This window comes from Mitsuaria sp. BK037 (assembly GCF_014193045.1).
GTDB lineage: Bacteria > Pseudomonadota > Gammaproteobacteria > Burkholderiales > Burkholderiaceae_C > Roseateles.
This window is the reverse complement of the sequence record NZ_JACHYS010000003.1, coordinates 524,807-545,946: the sequence shown is the minus strand read 5'-3', so window position 1 is coordinate 545,946 and position 21,140 is coordinate 524,807. Positions and strand designations below refer to the sequence as shown.

General features: G+C 70.3%; 17 protein-coding genes. 11 read left to right on the top strand and 6 right to left on the bottom strand.

The genetic code is table 11. The annotated features are described in order from the left end of the window. The first annotated feature begins 116 nt into the window (after window positions 1–116). The 7 genes from gyrB (at window position 117) to FHT37_RS19210 (ending at window position 9,858) form a co-directional block, all read left to right on the top strand. Entirely contained in the window at window positions 117–2,645 is a 2,529-nt protein-coding gene (gene gyrB / locus FHT37_RS19240; protein ID WP_147240953.1) for a DNA topoisomerase (ATP-hydrolyzing) subunit B, read from the top strand. Further along, window positions 2,642–3,154, top strand: coding sequence for a hypothetical protein (locus FHT37_RS19235; protein WP_183483677.1), 513 nt, complete (start codon window positions 2,642–2,644; stop codon window positions 3,152–3,154). Before gyrB ends, FHT37_RS19235 begins: the two co-directional genes overlap by 4 nt. A 50-nt stretch (window positions 3,155–3,204) precedes the next feature. Beyond that, entirely contained in the window at window positions 3,205–3,789 is a 585-nt protein-coding gene (locus FHT37_RS19230; protein ID WP_183483676.1) for a DUF3617 family protein, read from the top strand. Between the two features lie 111 nt (window positions 3,790–3,900). Continuing rightward, entirely contained in the window at window positions 3,901–5,673 is a 1,773-nt protein-coding gene (locus tag FHT37_RS19225; RefSeq protein ID WP_183483674.1) for a hypothetical protein, read from the top strand. An 8-nt stretch (window positions 5,674–5,681) separates the two neighbouring features. Then, window positions 5,682–7,187: a cell wall hydrolase gene (locus tag FHT37_RS25175; RefSeq protein WP_221211162.1), complete on the top strand. Its 1,506-nt coding sequence runs from the start codon at window positions 5,682–5,684 to the stop codon at window positions 7,185–7,187. Between the two features lie 21 nt (window positions 7,188–7,208). Further along, complete coding sequence (locus FHT37_RS19215) at window positions 7,209–9,053, top strand: hypothetical protein (protein ID WP_221211161.1); 1,845 nt, start codon at window positions 7,209–7,211, stop codon at window positions 9,051–9,053. Beyond that, window positions 9,037–9,858 (top strand): M15 family metallopeptidase, encoded by an 822-nt coding sequence (locus FHT37_RS19210; protein ID WP_141225388.1) that lies wholly within the window; start codon window positions 9,037–9,039, stop codon window positions 9,856–9,858. Before FHT37_RS19215 ends, FHT37_RS19210 begins: the two co-directional genes overlap by 17 nt. 7 nt (window positions 9,859–9,865) lie before the next feature. Here FHT37_RS19210 and pcaC read toward each other — a convergent pair whose 3' ends face one another. After that, window positions 9,866–10,264: a 4-carboxymuconolactone decarboxylase gene (pcaC, locus tag FHT37_RS19205; RefSeq protein ID WP_183483671.1), complete on the bottom strand. Its 399-nt coding sequence runs from the start codon at window positions 10,262–10,264 to the stop codon at window positions 9,866–9,868. Between the two features lie 104 nt (window positions 10,265–10,368). On the opposite strand from pcaC, the gene FHT37_RS19200 reads away from it, so the two are divergent. After that, window positions 10,369–11,424: a helix-turn-helix domain-containing protein gene (locus FHT37_RS19200; protein ID WP_091729861.1), complete on the top strand. Its 1,056-nt coding sequence runs from the start codon at window positions 10,369–10,371 to the stop codon at window positions 11,422–11,424. Continuing rightward, complete coding sequence (locus FHT37_RS19195) at window positions 11,425–11,913, top strand: nucleotide-binding protein (RefSeq protein ID WP_091729856.1); 489 nt, start codon at window positions 11,425–11,427, stop codon at window positions 11,911–11,913. Between the two features lie 33 nt (window positions 11,914–11,946). On the opposite strand, the gene ilvB is transcribed toward FHT37_RS19195, so the two are convergent. Then, the gene (gene ilvB, locus FHT37_RS19190; RefSeq protein ID WP_183483669.1) at window positions 11,947–13,809 is read right to left on the bottom strand and encodes a biosynthetic-type acetolactate synthase large subunit; all 1,863 of its coding nucleotides are present in this window, start codon (window positions 13,807–13,809) and stop codon (window positions 11,947–11,949) included. A gap of 89 nt (window positions 13,810–13,898) precedes the next feature. On the opposite strand from ilvB, the gene FHT37_RS19185 reads away from it, so the two are divergent. Next, entirely contained in the window at window positions 13,899–14,366 is a 468-nt protein-coding gene (locus tag FHT37_RS19185) for an Lrp/AsnC family transcriptional regulator (protein ID WP_221211160.1), read from the top strand. A gap of 72 nt (window positions 14,367–14,438) precedes the next feature. On the opposite strand, the gene FHT37_RS19180 is transcribed toward FHT37_RS19185, so the two are convergent. Then, a complete protein-coding gene (locus FHT37_RS19180) occupies window positions 14,439–15,185 on the bottom strand; it encodes a GntR family transcriptional regulator (RefSeq protein ID WP_183483667.1) in 747 nt (248 codons plus the stop codon). Between the two features lie 332 nt (window positions 15,186–15,517). On the opposite strand from FHT37_RS19180, the gene FHT37_RS19175 reads away from it, so the two are divergent. After that, window positions 15,518–15,868, top strand: coding sequence for an H-NS histone family protein (locus FHT37_RS19175; RefSeq protein ID WP_310735233.1), 351 nt, complete (start codon window positions 15,518–15,520; stop codon window positions 15,866–15,868). Window positions 15,869–15,921: 53 nt separating this feature from the next. Here the strand turns inward: FHT37_RS19175 and FHT37_RS19170 are convergent, their stop codons facing one another. The 3 genes from FHT37_RS19170 to FHT37_RS19160 all read right to left on the bottom strand — a co-directional run bounded on the left by FHT37_RS19170 (window position 15,922) and on the right by FHT37_RS19160 (window position 20,991). After that, entirely contained in the window at window positions 15,922–18,045 is a 2,124-nt protein-coding gene (locus FHT37_RS19170; RefSeq protein ID WP_183483665.1) for a M13 family metallopeptidase, read from the bottom strand. 116 nt (window positions 18,046–18,161) lie between these two features. Continuing rightward, window positions 18,162–20,309, bottom strand: coding sequence for an esterase-like activity of phytase family protein (locus tag FHT37_RS19165; RefSeq protein ID WP_255489824.1), 2,148 nt, complete (start codon window positions 20,307–20,309; stop codon window positions 18,162–18,164). Between the two features lie 235 nt (window positions 20,310–20,544). Next, window positions 20,545–20,991, bottom strand: coding sequence for a BON domain-containing protein (locus FHT37_RS19160; protein ID WP_183483664.1), 447 nt, complete (start codon window positions 20,989–20,991; stop codon window positions 20,545–20,547). Window positions 20,992–21,140 lie beyond the last annotated feature (149 nt).

Below are 21,140 nucleotides of genomic sequence, written 5' to 3'. Positions count from 1 at the left end.
TCGTTGCGCAACCTTCGCTCCCCGGAGCGGGAACGTTGCGCACCCCCTGCCCCCGCCAGGCGGGGGTTCCAGCCAGTTTTTTCAGCGGCCGCCGCGGCGGCCTGAGTACCCCTCCGATGACCGATAACAGCACTCCTGAGAACACCCCGACGCCCGCGCCGCAGAACGACGGCGCGGGGTACGGCGAGTCCAGCATCCAGATCCTGGAAGGCCTGGAGGCGGTGCGCAAGCGCCCCGGCATGTACATCGGCGACACCTCGGACGGTACCGGCCTGCACCACCTGGTGTTCGAGGTGGTCGACAACTCGATCGACGAGGCGCTGGCCGGCTACTGCGACGACATCGTCATCACCATCCACACCGACAACTCGATCTCCGTCATCGACAACGGCCGCGGCATCCCGACCGGCGTGAAGATGGACGACAAGCACGAGCCCAAGCGCTCGGCGGCCGAGATCGCGCTGACCGAGCTGCACGCCGGCGGCAAGTTCAACCAGAACAGCTACAAGGTCTCGGGCGGCCTGCACGGCGTGGGCGTGTCCTGCGTGAACGCGCTGTCCAAGACGCTGCGCCTGACGGTGCGCCGCGAAGGCAAGGTCCACCAGCTGGAGTTCAAGAAGGGCGTGCCGCAGGACCGCCTGATCGAGGTCCGCGACGGTTTCGAGACCAGCCCGATGAAGATCGTCGGCGAGACCGACAAGCGCGGCACGGAAGTCCACTTCCTGCCGGACACGGAGATCTTCACGCAGAACTCCGAGTTCCACTACGACATCCTGGCCAAGCGCCTGCGCGAACTCTCGTTCCTGAACAACGGCGTGAAGATCCGCCTGGTCGACGAGCGCAACAACAAGGAAGACAACTTCGCCTTCGCGGGCGGCGTGCGCGGCTTCGTCGAGTTCATCAACAAGGGCAAGACGGCGCTGCACCCCAACATCTTCCACGCCCAGGGCGACAAGATGTCGGAGCAGAACACCAACATCGGGGTCGAGGTCTCGATGCAGTGGAACGACGGCTTCAATGAAAGCGTCCTCTGCTTCACCAACAACATCCCGCAGCGCGACGGCGGCACCCACCTGACGGGTCTGCGCGCGGCGATGACGCGGGTGATCAACAAGTACATCGAGGACAACGAACTGGCCAAGAAGGCCAAGGTCGACGTCACCGGCGACGACATGCGCGAAGGCCTGGCCTGCGTGGTCAGCGTCAAGGTGCCGGAGCCCAAGTTCAGCTCGCAGACCAAGGACAAGCTGGTGTCGAGCGAAGTGCGCGGCCCGGTGGAGGAAATCGTCGCGAGCAAGCTGGGCGACTGGCTGCTGGAGAACCCGACCGACGCCAAGATCATCTGCGGCAAGATCGTCGAGGCGGCGCGGGCGCGTGAAGCGGCGCGCAAGGCGCGCGAGATGACGCGGCGCAAGGGCGTGCTGGACGGCATGGGCCTGCCGGGCAAGCTGGCGGACTGCCAGGAGAAGGATCCCGCGCTGTGCGAGATCTACATCGTGGAGGGTGACTCCGCCGGTGGCTCCGCGAAGCAGGGCCGCGACCGCAAGTTCCAGGCGATCCTGCCGCTGCGCGGCAAGATCCTGAACGTCGAGAAGGCGCGCTACGAGAAGCTGCTGACCAGCAATGAAATCATCACGCTGATCACGGCGCTGGGCACCGGCATCGGCCGCGGCGCGGGCAGCGACGACTTCAATCCGGACAAGCTGCGCTACCACCGCATCATCATCATGACCGACGCGGACGTGGACGGTGCGCACATCCGGACGCTGCTGCTGACCTTCTTCTACCGGCAGATGCCGGAACTGGTGGAGCGCGGTCACATCTACATCGCGCAGCCGCCGCTGTACAAGGTCAAGGTCGGCAAGCACGAGCAGTACCTGAAGGACGGCCACGAGCTGGACGGCTTCCTGCTGAAGGTCGCGCTGAACGATGCCGAGCTGCACACCGCCGGCGTGGGCGCGGGTCCGGTGCTCAAGGGCGAGGACCTGGAGACCAAGGCGCGCCAGTACGTGGCGGCGCAGAACGTGATCGAGCGCCTGTCCGCCTGGATGGACGGCGAGGCGCTGCACCTGCTGGCGTCGGGCCTGTCGCTGAACCTGGACACGAAGGATGCGGCGGAGATCTCCGCGACGGCGCTGGCCTCGGCGTTGCACGACGCGGTGGTGACGGCCGAGACGGATCCGCGCACCGACAAGCAGCTGCTGCGCATCAGCCGTCGTCATCACGGCAACGTGCGCTCGAGCATCATCACGGCGGACTTCGTGCACGGCGCGGACTATGAAGTCCTGGCCGAGGCCGGCAAGACTTTCAAGGGCCTGGTGGGCGAGGAAGCCGTGATCCGCAAGGGCGAAGGCGAGAAGGCCAAGGAAAGCAAGGTGACGGACTTCCGCGGCGCGATGGCCTGGCTGATGACGCAGGCGGAATCGAGCGTGGGCCGCCAGCGCTACAAGGGCCTGGGCGAGATGAACCCCGAGCAGCTGTGGGAAACGACGATGGACCCGACGGTCCGCCGCCTGCTGCGCGTGCAGATCGAGGACGCGATCGAGGCGGACCGGGTGTTCACGATGCTGATGGGCGACGAGGTGGAGCCGCGCCGGGAGTTCATCGAGACGAATGCGCTGAGGGCGGCCAACATCGACGTGTGATCACCCGTTCCTGCCTCGCTCCCCCTTTCGCCGGCCTGCTCCTCGCCATCGCCGGCCTGCCTGCGCTCGGACAATCCGAGCCGCATTCCCCTCCGGTCTATCCGCCCGACTGGATCGACCTGCCGACCGCGCCGATGGTGCTCGAGCTCAAGCCGGTGCGCGGCGAGCTCGCCCTGGTGCTGACCAACCGCGGCCCGCGGGGCATCGTCGCTGTCGAGCTCGGTTGCGTCCGCGAGCGCGGCACCGGCCACGAGGTGCTCAGCGAGTTCGCCGGCGTTTCGATCAGCGACGGCAGCATCGCGCCAGCGCATCACGTCGACATGAGCCATGAATTCGACCGGCCGCGTGATCAGTCACCGGCCCGTCCGATGCGCTGTCCGCAATCCCGCGCCGCCGTCACGCGGGTCGCTTTCGAGGACGGCACGGCATGGCACGCCGGGCCACCGGCCGACATGACCTCGGTCACACCCGCCCCCTTTGAAGGGGGCAAGCCGCCTCGACAGCGGTAGCCGCGCCCGTGGAGACTGCGCCTCGTCGTCCGATTCCACGAGGCTCACGCATGCGCGCTTCCCGCTTCCGTCTCTCTTCCGCCGCCGCTTCGGCGCTCGCCCTGTCGCTGGGCCTGCTGACGCTGTCGGCGCCCGCCCAGGCCCAATCCATCAGCGTCAAACCCGGCCTGTGGGCCAGCGCGAGCGTCAACACGCTCAACGGCCGGAAGATGCCCACGATCTTCGACATCAACGGCGCCCTGACGCCGCAGCAGAAGAGCAGCCTCGCCGCCGCGATGGCCAAGGTCGGCCTGCCCACCGGTGGCAGCCCGCATCTGGACTGCCAGCAGAGCCCCGAGTTCGCCCTGCCCAAGCCGCAGAGCGTCGACGACTGCACCACGCAAGTGAAGCCCGGCGACGCCACCAGCGGCACCTTCACGATGAGCTGCAAGAGCGCGACGGCCAGCGGCATGGGCAACGGCTCCTACCAAGTCACCGACAAGTCCAGCGCCACCGTCAAGGTGACGTTCAAGGGCACGACCGCGCAGGGCATGCCGATCACCTATGAATCGACGTCGGTGCACAAGTGGATCGGCAGCGACTGCAGCGCACCGCCGCCCGGCATCGATCCGTCGCTGATGGAGCTGATGCGCTGATCCCCGGCGGGGCGCCTGACCCGCCCCGCGAAGCGGGGGGCGGTCCTCAAGCTTGAGGATGACGCCCACCGCCGGTGGCCCCGATCCTGCCTCCCCCAGGAGGGTCCCACCGTGAACAGCCTTGACCGCTGCCTGCGCCGGGCAACGCTGCCGGTGCTCGTGCTGATCGCCGGCTGCAGCACCGCGCTGCAGCCGCAGATCTTTTCCAGGCACCTGACGGCGTCGAAGAACGTGTCGGGCGAATACACGCTCGACAAGAACGACGAGCCCAAGACCTTCGACGAGGTCTACAAGGAGGTCGCCCTGGTCCGCGGCCGCTACGTCTCGGCGGTCAGCGACCTGTCCAACGCCAGTCCGCAGCTGTCCGCCTGGCTGCTGGGCCTGTCCGCCGCGGGCGCCGCCGTGGCGCTGGGAGACGGCAGCGCGCGCACCGTCGCGGGCATCGCCGGTGTCGGCGCCGCGAGCTATGCGGCGGGCAACCTCTTCATCGTGCGCGCGCGCATCGATGTCTATCGCGCCGGCGCCGAGGCGCTCCAATGCGGCCTCAACGCGGCGGCTCCGTTCCGGAACAAGGCCCGCCTCGTCGGCGAGCCCGACGATCCGGATTACAAGGACACCCTCTATGGCCTGAAGGCCGCCGTGGCGCGACGCAGCGACGAGCTGCGCGTGGCGATGCGCCAGTCCCAGGAGGTGGACCAGCCCGAACTCAGGATCGTCCCGGCGCGGACGCGCAGCTGCCCGCGCCCCAGGCCAGCCTGCCCGGCGGCGCCCGCCGGCGCGACCGCCGAGGAACTGAAGCTGTTGAACCGGTCCGCCTGCCTGCGCGAGCAGGCGACATGGGATCGCGACTGTGTCTCGACGTCGGAACGGACCGAGACCCTCCCCGCAGCCCCGGAGGCCATCCAGACCATGAAGGAGGCCCGCGCCAGCCTGGAAGACGGCAACCGGGCCCGGCGGCGCGCGGATCGGGCGATCGACCTGATCGAAGGCGCGGCCTCGGACCTGTGGGCCCGCGCCGTGGCCGTGCAGCTCAAGGTCAGCGAGGAAGTCGACAAGACGATCCCCAACCAGACGGCCGTGCTGGCCGCCATCAAGGCCGCGGGGCCGGTGGCCGGTGCGCTGGAAGACGGCTTCAAGCGCGCCGGGGTCACTGGGGCGTCGACGCCCGCATCGGCGCCTGGCGGCGCGTCGGCCACCGGCGAATCGCAGGGAACGGCCCGGCAGGTCCGCGCGCTGAGCGCCGGCGACCGCGCCCGTCTCCGAGACCTCGCGCAGCTCACGCTGGAGTTGCAGGAGGCGACATCGAGCCTCGACGAGATCGCGGCGAACGTCGCCGGCAGTGGCGCCGCGAAGGCGCGCAAGGCCATCGCGGCCTGCACGATGAAGATCAACAACACCACCCTGCGGGTCTCGCCCGACGCCACCAGCCTGCCGCTCGAGCTCGGCAAGACGCAGCCCTTCTTCGTCAGCAGCACCGGCGGCGTGCCCTCGGCCGACGTGGAGGTGGACGGCAAGACGACTTCGCTGCCGGTCCAGGTGCAAGGCGGGCAGTTCCGCGTCGACTACACGGCCAAGGACGTCAAGGCCGGCGACACCGCGCTGCTGACGATCCGCGACGGCAGCGCCGAGCATGCGGTCAGCCTGTCCATCATCGAGGCGACCGGCCCGGCGCCGACGCAGACGTCGACGGCCGGTGCCGCGCGCCGCAAACCGCTCGCCATCGACGCCGACACGCAGCGGAAGATGGGCCTGACGCCACCCGCGAGCGAGGCGGAGCTCTACGCCGCCATCGACCGCTGCCAAGCCAAGGGCATGGCCCCGAAGACCGGCGAGTGGGACGACGCCACGCAGAAGGCCGCCGGGCGCGGCGACTGCAAGCCGTGAGCGGGACGATGGCCGCCCACGCCGCTCCCTTGCTCGCCGTGCGGACCGCCCTCGGCGCGCTGATGACGTCGCGTCGCGAGGACGAGGCGCTGGCCGCCCGGCTCGGGCTGTCGGCGGACGCGGCGCGCGCGCTTCACTGGTGGCGCCTGCCGCTGGCGGGCGGCCAGGGGCCGCGGCGCCTGACCCTGGCCTTCGGCGATGACTGTCCGGGACGGCAACTGCCGCGCGTGCTCCGCTCGCCGCTGACCGGCGAGACGATGCCCGTCGACGCGGTCCGCGGCGGACGGTTCGGCCACGCCCAGGCCGCCTGGGTCCGCGCCGAGAACGCCTCCAACCGCTTCCTCGAAGGCACGCTGACCGCCGTGCTGCGCCGGACCGCGCGCCCGTCCAGCCTGCTGGCGCTGACCTCGGGCCATGTGCTGGCCGCGGCCCGGCCGAGCGCCCGCGGCGACGACGTGACGCTGTGGCTGGACGGCGAACCGGACGCGGCCCCGATCAACGGGCGCCTCTTCGACTGGCAGCCCAATTTCCAGGCGCTGCCGCTCACCTGCGCCGTGGACGCCGCGCTCGTGGAGGTGTCTGCCGCGGCGCTGCGGCCGCTCGCCGGTCGCGGCGCGGAGTGGCCGGTGGGCACCGCCTCGGCGCTGGCCGACGACCAGCTGTTCATCCGCACCCGCGGCCGCGCGATCGGCGGCCAGGCCCCGCATCTGTTCGGCGCCAGCCTGTGCATCGCCGGCGACGAGTCCCGCCCCTACCTGCTCGATGGCGCGCTGTGCTGGACGCCCGACGAGGCCACGCTCGGCGGCGACAGCGGCGCACCGATCTGGAACAGCCGCGACGAGCTGGTCGGCCTGCATGCCGGCGTCGCCCCCGATGGCGTGGGCCTGCGCTGCGCGATCGCCGTTCCCATCGCGCCGGTGCTGGCATGGGCCGGCGCCGAGCTCGTGCGCCGGGATGAGCCGCTGGTCCGGGCCGGGCCCCTGGCGACGCCGGCGGCGCCCGTACCCGCGCCGATGGCTGGACCGGGTCCGGCGTCGGTCCCCGCGAGCTCGACCGCGGTTCCCGCCGCGGCCGGCCCGGCCGGGCAGGACGTCGTCATCCTGGCCCGTACCGTCTGGGGCGAGGCCCGCGGCGAGCGCGGCCAGATCGACGGGATGGAGGCCGTCGCCCACGTGGTGCTGAACCGCGTCCGGCGCGCGACCTATTGGGGCCGTGATGTCGTCGAGGTCTGCCGCAAGCCCTGGCAGTTCAGCTGCTGGAACCGCAACGATCCCAACCTGCCGCAGCTGCTCGCGGTGGACGCCACCAACGCGCGCTTCGCCCAGGCGCTCGCGATCGCGCGGCGGCTGATGGCCCAGGAACAGGATCGTCCGCAGGAACGGCTGCGCGGCGACCCGACGGCCGGCGCCACCCATTACCACGCCGCGCGGCTGGCGCCGCCGCCCCGGTGGGCCGCCGGCCATCGGCCCTGCGCGCGCATCGGCGCGCACCTGTTCTTCAACGACATTCCGTGAGGCCAAACGATGGACACCCGGATGATCGACGTCGTGATCGGAGTGGCGCTGGTGTTCGCGATCACCAGCCTGCTCGCGACGGCCCTGCAGGAGCTCTGGGCGTCCATCCGGTCGCTGCGCGGCAAGTACATGGAACGCGCGGTGGTCTCCTTCTTCGGCGACGACCCCGTCTTCGCCAAGGGCCTGCTCGCGCACCCGCTGATCGTCGCGCTCTCGAAGGCCACCCGCGCGGAGGACCGCAAGCCGTCCTACATCAACGCGGACGCCGTCATCAGCTCCCTGATCGCGCTGCTCTGCGACAAGCACCTGGCCGGGCTGCGTCCGGCCACGCCGGCAGAGTTCGTGGCCACCGTCACGGACGCCTCGCAGCGCGCCGGTGGTGCCTCGTCGGGCGCCCTGCCCAACCCGGCCTTCGTCGACGCGATGCGCGGGCTCGCCATGGGCGTGGAGCAGGACTGGCCCGCCTTCGAAGCCCGGCTCGCGGCCTGGTACGACGCGGTCGGCGAACGCTCGATCGGCTGGTTCAAGCGCCATACGCAGGTGACGCTGTTCGTCTTCGGCTTCCTCGCCGCGATGGTCGCCAACATCAACCCCATCCTGATCTCCGCGCGACTCTGGCAGGACGAGGCGCTGCGCAAGGCCACGCTGACCGTCGCGCAGGAGGTCGCCACCAACTACAACCAGCAGGTGTCCGCCGCGGACAAGCCGGCCGTCACGCCCCCCGCGGCGCCGGTCAGCGCGCCTGCCGCCGCACCGGCAATCCCCGCCGCATCGCCCCCCGCGGCTGCAGCGGCCTCGAAGACACCGGGCCTGCCGGCTCCGGCACTCGCGCGGGCCCAGGCGTCGCTGCAGCCCCTGAATGCCGCCTTGCTCAAGCGACTCGCGGACACCAGCGACGCGCAGGTCCGCCAGCCGCTCGAGACGCTGCTGCGTGCCGCGATCACGCTGCGCGGCGCGCTCAACGCGACCCCGCCCGATGCGCAGGCCATCGCCCGATCGAGCGCCGCGCTGGAGCAGGCCTTCCTGCCCGGCGAGCCGCATGCCGAGCTGCGCGCGCTGTTCGAGCCGGTACGGCTGGCCCTCGTCACGCCCACGGCGGCGGCTACGGCCGCGCCGGGCGCCGCCTCTGCGCCGACGGCGCTCGCCCGTCTCGTCAAGCCGACGGGCAAGGAGATCCCGCGCCAGTGCGAGCGCTTCGGGGACGACGTGGCGGCCAAGTCCTACTGCACGCGCCTGGCGGAACTGGACACGCTGCAGAGCATCGGCCTGCCGCTGGGCTGGACGGGATCCGCCTGGCCGACCTATTTCGACGAAGCCTGCGATCCGGCCGGGAAGGCGGTCCCCTGCCGCCTCGGCGACCGGATCGGCGATGGCGGCTGGTGGGGCAACCTGCTGATCGCGCTGCTGGGCTGGAGCATGACGGCGGTGGCCTGCACCCTGGGCGGACCGTTCTGGTTCGATTTGCTGAACCGGCTGGTCAAGCTGCGCGCCGCCGGCACGAAGGCGCAGGAAACGCCCGCGGCCGCCAATGCCGCGAGTGGCGCGGAGCCCCCCAAGTCGATGCTGGCCCGCACGCCCACGACCGCTGCGCCCGGTGCGACGCAAGGAGCGCCCCCGGAAGCGATGAGCGACGCGCTCAACGACGCCGAGCGCGGCCTGTCGCCGCAGGAGGTCGAGCGGGTGCAGCGGGGCCTGGGCCTCACCGGCGCCGAGGTGACGGCGCTCTTCGATGGCCGCACGCGCGCCGCGATCAAGACCTGGCAGGGCGAGCGCGGGCAAGCGCAGACGGCCGAGCTGACCTTGGTCCAGATCCAGGAACTGCTCGGCCTGGCTCCCGGGAGCAATGACGATGACTACCTCGCCTAAGCCAGTCGCGACGCCGCTCGCACCGCCGCGCCGCGTGCGCATCGAGCAGAAGCTGAACCTGCGCGGCGGGCCGGCGGTCGGTTTCGCCCGCATCGGCCGACTCGAGCCGGGCGACACCCTGATGGTCGATCGCGTCATCGACGGTGAGGCCTACCTGGGACGGCGCGCCTGGTATGGCGTCGAAGGGCGCGAGCACTACTTCTGGTCAGGCGCCGCCCAGTTCGAGGACGCCGCCACGCCGGTGCCGGCGGCACCGGCCGGCGCGGTCGCGCCCGACGTGCGGCGGCGGGGCAACGGCACGATCCTGCCGCTCTCGCAGGCGGAGCTGGCCGGCACCTTCGGCGCCTTCCAGTCGACGCCGGGCGCGCAGCGCGGCTCGATCGTCATCACGCCGGCGGCCTGGGTGACGCAGCACATCGCGCCCTTCAGCCATCCGGTGCTCGCGGCGCTCGGCCATCCGGCGGTGAGCCTGCACCGGCTGGCCCATCCGCACTTCCAGGCCGTGTTCGACCGCATCGACGCGCTCGGACTGGGCTCGCTCATCCAGACCTTCGACGGCGGCTGGGTGCCCCGCCACAAGAACTGGGATCCGGGCAATCCGGACCTCAGCTCCCACAGCTGGGGCGTCGCGATCGACCTGAACGCGCGCTGGAACGGCGCCGGCCATCCCCCCGCGTCGCCCGGCCAGCAAGGCGACCTCACCCCGCTGGTGCCGCTCTTCGCCGCCCAGGGCTTCGCGTGGGGCGGCCACTTCAGCAGCAACGTCGACGGCATGCACTTCGAGCTGGCCCGCCGCAATCCCTGACCGCGGCTCAGCCGTCGATCTCCTTGAAGACCTCGGCGGCCGAGCGGAACGCATCGATCGCCGCCGGCACGCCGCAGTAGATCGCCGTCTGCAGGAAGACCTCCTTGATCTCCTCGCGCGTGAGCCCGTTGTTGAGCGCGCCGCGCACGTGGATCTTGAGTTCGTGCGGCCGGTTCAGCGCGGTCAGCATCGCCAGGTTCAGCAGCGAGCGCGAGCGCCGGTCCAGCCCCGGCCGGTTCCAGACATCGCCCCAGCAGTACTGGGTCACCAGCTCCTGCATGTCGATGGTGAAGTCGGTGGCGTTCCGGATCGACGCATCGACGTAGGCATCGCCCAGCACCTCTCGTCGGGTCTGCAGGCCTTGTTCGAAGAGCTCGGGATTGCTCGGAGCGAAGGGGCGAGTCATTGAGGGTCTCCTGTAGCCGGTGCGCGACTGGACACGCTACTTGAATCAGTCGTTGGTTGACGAAACGATCAGGAATAGAATTCCCGTCAACCTAGGAGCACGCGATGATCCACGACCGACTCCGGCGGGCCCGCGTCTTGAAAGGGCTCAGCCTTGACGCACTGGCCCAGGCCATCGGTGACATCACCAAGCAAGCACTGAGCAAGTTCGAGCGCGGCGACGCCATCCCGAATTCGACGCGCCTGCTCCAGTTCTCCAAAGCTCTGGGCGTGCGACCCGAGTACTTCTTCCGCGCTGAAGCCGTGACCTTGTCGCCGCTCGAGTTCCGCAAGCTGGCCCGCATGCCGAAGTACCGGCAGCGACAGGTGGAAGAGCAGATGCGCGACCACCTCGAACGCTATATCGGTCTCGAGCGCTGCTTCGACGCCGTCAATGTCCGCATCGCCCCGACGGCCCCTCAGATCCTTCAGGTCGAGTCCTTCGACGCGGCGGAGAGCGCGGCGGAGCGCCTGCGCCGCGACTGGGGCATCGGCGGCGATGCCATCGCGAACCTGACGCAGTTGCTGGAAGAGCGCGGCATCAAGGTGGCGCTGCTCGATGCGCAAGATGACTTCGACGGTGCGTGCGCCGCCACGGAGGATCACGAACATGTGCTGATCGCGCTCAATACCGCGCGGCCAGGTGAGCGCATGCGCTTCACGGCGGCACATGAGCTCGGCCACTGGGTGATGGCCTTGCCGGAGGACATGTCCGAAGCCGACAAGGAGCGATGCTGTCATCGCTTCGCCGGCGCGTTTCTCTATCCCGGCGCACAGGTGCTGCTCGACTTCGGCAGTCACCGCCGATCACGCGTGCATCCTGCGGAGCTCCTGAATGCAAAGCGGCGCTACGGGATTTCGATGCAGGTGGCCCTTCGTCGCCTGAAGGATCTCGGCCTGCTGAACGAGGCCGGCTACAAGGCAGCGGTCATCCAGTTCTCCCAGGCTGGCTGGCGCACCGCGGAGCCGGAGGCGCTGTTGCCGGAGCAACCGCGACGTTTCGAGTCGCTCGTGTTCTGGGGCCTGGCCGAGGGCCTCTTCACCCCGTCCCGTGCCGCCGAGTTCCTGCAACGTCCGCTGGACACGCTCGAGCCCGCCCTCTCAGCGCCGGTGGGAGCATGAATGCAGCGGGTCTACGTCAGCGATACCAACATCTGGATTGATTTCCGGAACGCTGATCTCCTGGACGTCCTTTTCCGACTCCCGTTCCGCTTCTGCAGCACCGACTTTGTCCTCCACGAACTGCAGGACCTTGCCCACGAAGAGCTGACCCGGCGCGGTCTGATCGTGGAATCACTTGGCAGCGAGGCCGTGGCGGACCTCATGCACCTCACTGCCGAGCACAACAACAGCTCTCTGGCGGACGTTTCCTGCTATTACCTGGCGCGGCAGTCCGGCTTGCCCTTGCTGACCGGCGATGGCCGGCTGCGCAGGCAAGCCCAGAAGGACGGCATGGCGGTGCACGGCGCGCTGTGGCTGCTCGATCAACTGCTGGCGCACGCGGTTGTCGACGAAAGCGCGCTCGCGGCGGCCCTTCATCGCATGTTGGCGGCGGGTGCCCGATTCCCTTCGGAAGAGTGCCAACGGCGATTCAAGGAATGGGCGACTTGATCCCGCACGGTCGATGACAAGTTGCCGCGGGGGTTAGGGCGTCCGGGCCGCCAACATCACCTCGTGATGCCCCTTCCCCGCCGGAATCATCGGGAAGCAGTTCTCCACCGGCGCGACGGCCACGTCGAGGAAATACGGGCCGTCGCTCGCCAGGCAGTCGGCGAGCGCCGCATCGAGCGCATCCCGCCGCGTGACCCGCGCCGCCTCCCAGCCGAAGCCTTTCGCCACCGCGACGAAGTCCGGCATGCAGGCGTTGTAGCTGTGGCTGTAGCGCTCGCCGTGATGCAGCTCCTGCCACTGCCGCACCATGCCCATGTGGCCGTTGTTGCACAGCACCACCTTGACCGCCGCGCGGTGCTGCCGCGCCGTGGCCATCTCCTGCAGGTTCATCAGGATCGACGCATCGCCGCTGACGCACACGACCAGCCGCCCCGGATGCGCCACCTGCGCGCCGATCGCCGCCGGCAGGCCGTAGCCCATCGTGCCGGCGCCGCCCGAGGTGAGCCAGCGCCGCGGGCGCTCGAAGGCCAGGTGCTGCGCCGCCCACATCTGATGCTGGCCGACGTCCGTCGACACGATCGCGTCCCGGCCGGCGAGCTGCGCCTGCAGCCGCGCGATCAGCGCCTGCGGCGCGATCACCTCCGGCGTGTCCTCGAAGGCCAGCGATCGGCGCGAGCGCCAGTCCTGGATCCGCGCCCACCAGTCGGCCAAGCGCTCCGGCGGCATCGGGCGTCGCTCCAGCGCGCGGCGCAGGCGCGGCAGCAGCGTCCGCGCGTCCCCGCACAGGGCGAGGTCGGCGCGCCGGACCTTGTCGATGGACGAGGGGTCGATGTCGAGGTGGATCACGCGCGCGCCGGGCGCGAAGGCATCGAGCCGGCCGGTCACCCGATCGTCGAAACGCGCGCCGGCGCAGACGATGAGGTCGGCGTGATGCATCGCCAGGTTGGCCTCCAGCGTCCCGTGCATGCCGAGCATGCCCAGCCAGTGCGGTGACGACGCCGGCACCGCGCCCAGCCCCATCAGCGTCAGCGTGCAGGGCGCGCCGGCCAGCGCCACCGCGGCCGCGAACGCGGCGCAGGCCTCGTCCCCGGCGTTGACCAGGCCGCCGCCGCCGTAGAACACCGGCTGGCGCGCGGTGGCGATCCAGTCCGCGGCCGTTTCCACCGCACGCACGTCGACGATGGGCGAGACGGGCAGCGCCGCCGCTTGCGGCCGCTCGTGTGCGGTCCGGGCGGTGGGCCTGGCATCAAGCCTCTCATCAGGCCGCGCCGGCGCCAGCTGCACATCCTTCGGCACGTCCAGCAGCACCGGGCCCGGACGACCGCCCCGCGCGATCTCGACGGCCTTGCGCACCAGCGCCGCGACGTCGCCACCGGGCCGCAACTGCGCATTCCACTTGGTCACCGGCCGCGAGATGCCCAGCGCATCGCACTCCTGGAAGGCGTCGGTGCCGATCGCCGCGCTGTTCACCTGGCCGCTGATGCACAGCACCGGCACCGAGTCGCACAGCGCGTCCAGCAGGCCCGTCGTCGTGTTGCTCATGCCGGGGCCGGAGGTCACCAGCACGACGCCCAGCCGGCCGGTGCTGCGCGCATACCCCTCGGCCGCATGCACGGCCGCCTGTTCGTGGCGGACCAGGATGTGGCGCAGGCGCGGCTCGCCGTGCAGCGCGTCGTACAGCGGCAGCACCGCACCGCCGGGATAACCGAACACGGTGTCCACGCCGCAGGCCACCAGCGTGTCCAGCAGCGTCTGGGCGCCGTTGCGCGGTGGCGCGTTCCCGAGCGGCGCGACAGGGCCGGCGCTGGCCGGCGATGAAGGGGAGGAGGGAGAACAGGGCGCGTCGATGACCGCGCCGCGGGCGCTGACCTGGGCGCCGTCGAACCTGGCATTCATGCGTCCAGTGTCCCGGCACTGGCTCGGAAAGGGTTGCGGTTCTTGCCTCATAGAATCCGCCGCACAGCAAATCTTCCTTCCAAAGCGCGATGGATCAGCAAATCAAGCTCGACAAGTTCGACCGCGCCATCCTGCGCGCGCTGCAGCGCAATGCGCGCGCCAGCCTGCAGGAGGTCAGCGAGGAGGTCGGCCTGACCACCTCGCCCTGCTGGACGCGCATCAAGCGGCTGGAGGAATCCGGCGTGATTGAGGGCTACACCGTCAAGGTGAACGCCGAGAAGATCGGGCGGCCCGAGCAGCTGATCGTGCAGCTCACCCTGAACAAGCACACCGACGCGGCGATGGCGGAATTCGCCCGCCACCTCGAGGCCATCCCCGAGGTCATCGATGCCTACCTGGTCTCCGGCGATTACGACTACGTGCTGCGCCTGTCCGTGCGCGACACCCGCGACTACGAACGCCTGCTGCGCGAGAAGCTCTACAAGATTCCCGGCGTGCGCCACAGCAAGTCCAGCTTCGTGCTGCGCTGCCTGAAGGCGAGCTCCCTGCCCCTGTGAACGGCGCCCTGTGAATGGCGCCGCGCCGAATGGTGGGCTGCGGCGGTCGGCGCGACCTCCGATCGAGGCCGTTCAGTTGGCGTCCGGCGCCTCGCTCGAGGTCGAACCCGGCGCGAACGACGCGCCCTCGACCCGCGCCGGCAGCTCGGGTAGCCGCAGCAGGCGCAGCATGTAGGTCCGCGCGGCCGCGACATGGCGGCGCATCGCCTCGCCCGCGGTGACCGGGTCGGCCTGCCGGATCGCCTCGACCATCGCCCGGTCCTGGACGGCCAGCACGTCCAGCTCCGACGCCCACAAGGCCATGCGCGAGCGCCGGACCGCCTCCAGCAGCCGCCCGCGCGAGGCCTGCATCCCCAGCGCCTGCGCATTGCCGCCCCAGCGCGCGAGTTCCTCGTGCAGCGTCTCGTCGGCCGCCAGCAGCTCCCGCGCACGGCCATCTCGGGCGGCCTCCTCCACCGCCCGCACGAGCGCCTCGACCTGCGGCCCGTGCGCCGCCTCGCGGGCCTCGGGCCGACCGCAGGCCTGAGCCAGCAGCATCGTGTGCAGCGCTTCGCGCACGTCGAAATACTCCTCGATGAAGCGCGCGTCCACCGCTCGCACCACCGCGCCCTTGTTCATCCGCATGTCCACCATGCCGTCCCCCTGCAACTGCAGCAGCGCCTCCCGCACCGGCACGTTGCTGACCTGGTAATGCGCGCTCAGCTCGTGCAGCGTCAGGTGCTGGCCCAGGCGCCAGCAGCCGTCCTCGATGTCGGCGCGGATCTGGTCGCGCAGGCGCAGGTAGGTCGGCGCATTGATCGGGTGTGTGGATCGAACCATCGCGGCACTCCGTCCAGCAATTGCGGTGAATGAACGATTCACTCTAAGGAGCGCGCTCCCTGTCCATTCCCGGCGAAACGCGTCGCCGCCCGCGTTCTTGCCGAAGCGCAATGAACCGATGTCTCGCGCCGGCATGGACTGCGCAATCGACATGTATGTCGCCTGGCGCCCTACTGGAATCAGTCGAATCACCCCGTGTCAATGGGACAGGCTGTGTCGTTTCCGCATCGCTCGCGCGCAGGGCGCTACAGTCGCGCCCGGGAGGTCAGCGACACAGAGGCAGATGCCCAGGTCAATTCACCCCGAATGGAGTCAGCCGAATGGCGAAATCCTTGAAACAAGTCCTGAGTCAGATCGAGAAACTTCAGAAGGAAGCCGAGGCGCTGCGCGCGAAGGAAATCTCCGGCGTGGTCGCGCGGATCCGCGAGGCCATCGATCACTACGGCCTGACCCCCGAGGAATTGTTCGGCGCGACCCTGCAGCGTCCGCGCGCCGGCCGCAAGGCCGCCGCGAAACCGGCCCGCGCGGCCACCACCGCCAAGCGCAAGGCGCCGCGCGGCGCCGGCACGCCGAAATACCACGATGGCGCCGGTCGCACCTGGACCGGCGTCGGCAAGCGTCCCACCTGGTTCAAGGAAGCGCTGGCGGCCGGCAAGACGGCCGAGGACCTGCTGATCGGTTGACGTCGGCGGCCCGGGTCGGCGGACCCTCGCGCCGCGAGGCCCGCCGGGCCGCGTCACCAGATGCGGCAGCGCTCGGCGTCGGGCTTGACCATCTTCTGGCCCGGCTTGCAGTGGAAGGCCCGTTCGAACTCGGGCATGTTCACCGCGACCCCGTTGATCCGGTAGCGCCCCGGCGAATGCGGGTCGGTCAGCGCATGCACGCGCGCGTACTCCGGCCGCGCGTGGCTGCAGTCCCACTGCGCGAAGCCGACGAAGAAGCGCTGCTCCGGCGTCAGGCCGTCGCGGTCCGCCGGCGGCGGCGACATGTCCGCGATCTGCGCCTTCCAGGCCGCATGCGCCAGCACCAGGCCGCCGAGGTCGGCCAGGTCCTCGCCCAGCGTCAGCTTGCTGTTGATGCGGATGTCGTCGACGACCACGTACTGCGCGTATTGCTTGGTCACGCAGGCGGCGCGCTGCTCGAAGGCCTTGCCGTCCTTCTTCGTCCACCAGTCGCGCAGGTTGCCCTTGGCATCGAACTGCCGGCCTTCGTCGTCGAAGCCGTGGATCAACTCATGGCCGATCGTCCCGCCGGTGTTGCCGTAGTTCGGCGCGTCATCCAGCTTGGGGTCGAACAGCGGCGGCTGCAGCACGCCGGCCGGGAAGTTGATGTCGTTCATCTGCGCGTCGTAATACGCGTTGACTGTCTGCGGCGTCATGCCCCACTCGCCGCGGTCCAGCGGCTTGCCGATCTTGGCCAGCTGGCGCTTGAGCTCGAAGGCATTGCCCCGCATCACATTGCCGGCGAAATCGTCGCGCGCGACGCTCAGCGCGCCGTAATCGCGCCAGCGGTCCGGATAACCGACCTTGTTGACGATCGCATGCAGCTTCTCCTGGGCGCGCTGCTTCGTGGTCTCGCTCATCCAGCTCAACGACTGGATGCGCGCGGCCATCGCGTCCTCGATCTGCTTCGTCATCGTCAGCGTCTTGTCCTTCAGGTCGGGACTGAAGTTGCGGGCGACGAACTCCTGGCCCAGCGCCTCGCCGAGCTGCGCGTCGACCAGCTCGACGCAGCGCTTCCAGCGCGCCTTGTTCTGCGGCACGCCCTGCAGCGTCTGGCCGAAGAACTCGAAGTTGGCCTGCACCGCGGCGCCGGAGAGCGTCGGCGCCTGGCTGCTGACCAGCTGCCAGCGCAGGTAATGGCGCCACTGCGCGAGGTCGCGCTGGCGCAGTTCCCTGGCCATGGCCTTGAAGAAGGCCGGCTCGGTCACGTTGTAGGCCGCCTGCGGGTCCAGGCCCAGCGCGCGCTGGTAGGCCGCCCAGTCGAAGCCGGGCGTGAGCGCCTGCAGCCCGGCCGCCTTCATCGGATGGAAGCCCTTGTAGGGATCGCGCTTGTCGACGCGGCTCAGCGAGGCGCGCGCCAGCGCGGTCTCCAGGGCCATCACCTGCCTGGCCTGCGTGCGCGCCGCCTCCGGCGCATCGCCGAGCAGCTCGAAGCTGCGCGCGATATGCGCGACGAACTGGTCCCGCAGGGTGCGGGATTTCTCGTCGGCCTTGAAGTAGTACTCGCGGTCCGGGAGGCTCAGCCCACCGGCGTAGGCGAAGGCGATGACGCGCGTCGAGTCGGCCATGTCCTGGCCCGAGCTGAAGTGGAACAGCACGCGCTCGTTGTTGGTCGCCAGGTGCAGCGCGGCCAGCAGGGCCGGCAGCTCGCGGCGGTCTTTCAGCGCGTCGATGCGCGACAGCAGCGGTCGCAGCGGCGCCAGCGCGTGGCGCTCGGCCGCCGCTTCGTCCATGCAGGCGGCGAAGTAGTCGCCCATGCGCGCCTGGTTGGCGCTGCGCGCCGGATCGGCGGCCGAGAGCTTGTCCAGGATGCCCCAGAGGTAGCGCTGGTTCTCGTTGGCCATCTTGGCGTAGACCGACCAGCGCGCCTGGTCCGGCGGGATCGGGTTGGCCGCCATCCAGCCGCCGCAGGCGTACTGGTAGAGGTCGTCGCAGGGATCGGCGCTGCGATCCATCGCCGCGGTGTCCAGGCTCGGCGTGTAGGGCAGCTGGTCGAGCGGCGCTTCGGGCGCGGCGGCGGGTGCGGACGCGGCCGCGCCGGTCGCGGGCGTCGCGGCCTGGGCGAAGGGGGCGGCGCCAAGGGAAACGGCCGCGACAAGCGCGGCCGCCGTGGTGCGGGCGAGAGGGTGACGGGTCATGCGCGACAGCCTGGAGTTCTTGCTGGCGGGCATTCTCCGTCAGCGTCCCGCGGCCGCCGAGGTGCCGGAGGACACCTCGGGTAGACCCGACCGCGAGGGGCCGGGCCGCCGGCCGGTCAGGGCGCCACGTAGCTGCCCAGCGCCTTCGGGAACTTGAACAGCCACAGGTGGGTGAGGCGGTCGACCTCGTTGCCGCGGGTCACGCGCGCGGTGGTGGCGCCGGCCGCGCAGCTGCCGTCCTGGACGATCACGCCGTTGGCGTCGACGCTGCACTCGGTCGGATCGCCGGCCAGCAGCTTGCCCTTGGCGTCCACCAGCGTCGACTTCAGGCCGAAGTCGTTGTCGTTGATCAGCGCCAGCGTGTTGCCGTCGACGACCGCCAGGCCCTCGGCCTTCTCGGCCTTCCAGCCGGCGGCGTTCAGGTCCAGCAGCACCGTCTTCTTCAGCTTCACGACCTTGGCCCAGGTCACCGCCGAGGCGGTCACGCCATCGATGCTGTTGCGCTCGAGCTCGGTCCCGATGGCGGCGATGTCGGTCGCCTCGGCCGGCAGCTCCACCAGCATCAGGAAGTTGCGCACCGCGCCGGTGGAGTCGGCGCCCTGCTCGATGACGATGAACCTGCCGTTGCCCAGCGAGACCAGGTCGCCGAGCTTGGCGCTGCCGGTGCGGTTGCGGTCCCACTTCTCGCCCTTGGCGGCGAGCGGGTAGCTGAGCGGATAGGCGTAGAGCCGCGAGGTCTCGGTCTTGGGATCGAACTCGATCCAGCGCGCGAACTGGGCGAAGTCGCGCACCTTGACCTTGTCGGTGGTCTTGCCGTCCTGGTCCAGGTCGGCGCTGTCGACCACCTCGAGGCTCTTGCCGGCGGCGTCCACCGGATCGATCGGGCTCTGCAGGAAGCCATGCAGCCGGCCGGTCGCCGCGTCCATCGTCAGGCCCTCCATGCCGCGGTTGGGCCGGCGATGCTTCAGCACCTCGGGCAGGCTGCCGGCGGTCGTGCCGGGCGCGTAGCGCTTGACGACCTGGAAGCTGGCCGTGTCGATCTTCACGATGAAGGGGCCGTACTCGTCCGAAGTCCAGAACACCTTGTTGGCGGCGTCGGGGACCAGCGTCTCGCTGTCCAGGCCGTTCGCGTCGAAGTTGCCCTTGGTCTGGTCGAACTTCAGGGTGTCGGCCAGCGGCACCTCGGCGCTGTTGCCGACGGCGCCGAAGGGCAGCGGACGGCCGGTGACCTTCGAGCCGTCGGGGTTCTTCAGCGGATTCAGGCTGGTGATGACCGCGCCGTCCTTGCCCAGCGTGATCACGCCGATCGACGGCGCGAAGCTTGGCGCGGGGAACATCTTGGTCGTCGCGGCCGCGCCGGTGTCCGGGCGCGGCGCGCTCGGGCTGTCGCCGTTGGGGCCGCGGTCGGTGATGCCCCAGAACTCCAGCGCGCCGTCCACGTTCCTGCCCTTGTAGGCCAGGCCCGAGCCGACCGCCGGATAGAAGCCCTTGGGAAAGTCCTTCTTCGCGTCGGCGTTGCTGCCCTCGTAGGGCACGTACTGGTTGTCGGCGGCGCGGATCTGGAACTTGGTGATCGCGACGGCGCCGCCGGCGCTGTCCTGGGTGGCGCTGCTGGTCTCGGTCTTGCCGAGCAGCGTGGCCATCGTCGATTCGTAGTGGTCGACCGCGGCGGCGCGGCGGCTGGCGCTCATCGCGCGGCCGGCGTAGGGCTGGCCGTAGGCATCGTTCTGCCCGGCCGGCAGCAGCGCGGCGAAGGCCTTGTCGAAGTCGGCAGCGGGCAGGGTGAAGTCCAGCGCCTGGGTCAGCGCGTCGTGCACCGCGGCCGTGATGCGGATGCCGTTGGTGGGATCGTCGTCCTCGTCCAGCGCCTGCAGGAAGACGAGGCGGTTCTGCAGCTTGACGTCGCCCAGCGCGCTGGTGCCGGCGAGGTCCGCCGCCGCGACGGTCGCCGCGCAGGCGGCGCTGCCCACGACGACGCCGCCGACGCTGAAGCTCACCGTGTCGCCCGCCTTGCAGGTGAAGACGCCGTTCGCGCCGGTCTTGCCGGAGATCGCCGACGGCGTGGCCTGGTAGCTGACGCCCTCCACCGGCGCATCGACGAGCCGGCCCTGCGTCGGCTGGACGACGGCCGGGATGTCGTAGCCGTCGTTGTCCTTGGTGTTGCAGGCGCTCAGCGCCGCGATCGCGGCCAGGCTCATCAGGGTCCGGCCCAGCAGGCTCGGGCGGCACAGGCGGGGAACGGAACGGACGGTCGTCTTCTTCATGTCGATCTTTCGTGGCTCGAGGACGCCGCTGCCCGGTCTCCCTCGACGGGCCGGGCGGCGACAGGGCGGCACGCTAGGCAGCGCGGATGACAGCCCCGTGAAGCGCGTTAACGAATCGTCACGAATACGACAGGAAACCGGGAATACCCCGGGCGAAGGCCGACAGCAGAAAGCCCCGGCACCGCGTCGGGCGACGCGGGCCGGGGCCCCGGTCAGACGGCTGCAGAGGAGGAGATCAGCCGTTGACCTTGATGCGGTTGTTGACCGACTGGACGCCCTTGGCGGCCAGGGCCATCGAGCCGGCGCGGTCACGCGCGGCCAGGTCGGGCGCGGTGCCGTCCAGGGTCACGTGGCCCTTCTCGGTCTCGACCTTCACATCGAGCGCGCTGAGCTTGGGGTCGCCCGCCAGCGCGGTCTTGATGGACGTCGTGATCTGGGCGTCGTCGACGGCGGCGCCGACCTTGTCGGCGGTCCGGTCCATCTTGTTGCCCATGTTGTCCATGGCCTGGCGGGTGTCCTGCTTCGCTTCCTCGGACTTCTGCTCCATCTTGGAGATGCCGTCGTCCAGGCGCTGGCCGGCGGTGCGACCGTCGTCCTCACGACCGCAGGCGGTCAGGGCGACGGCGGCCACCACGGCGGGCAGCAGCAGGGCGAGTTGGCTGGGGCGGGAAGAGTGCTTCATGGCGAGGCTCCTTTCGGGGATATCGCGGTGTCGCGGAAATTCCGCGGAAGGCCGCGGATCCATGCCCTCACTCTAGGCAGGCGCCCGGCGCCGCCGGGTCGGCGGCCACCGGAAGCGACGGTCGCCGGGCGTCCCGGGCGCTCGTAGGA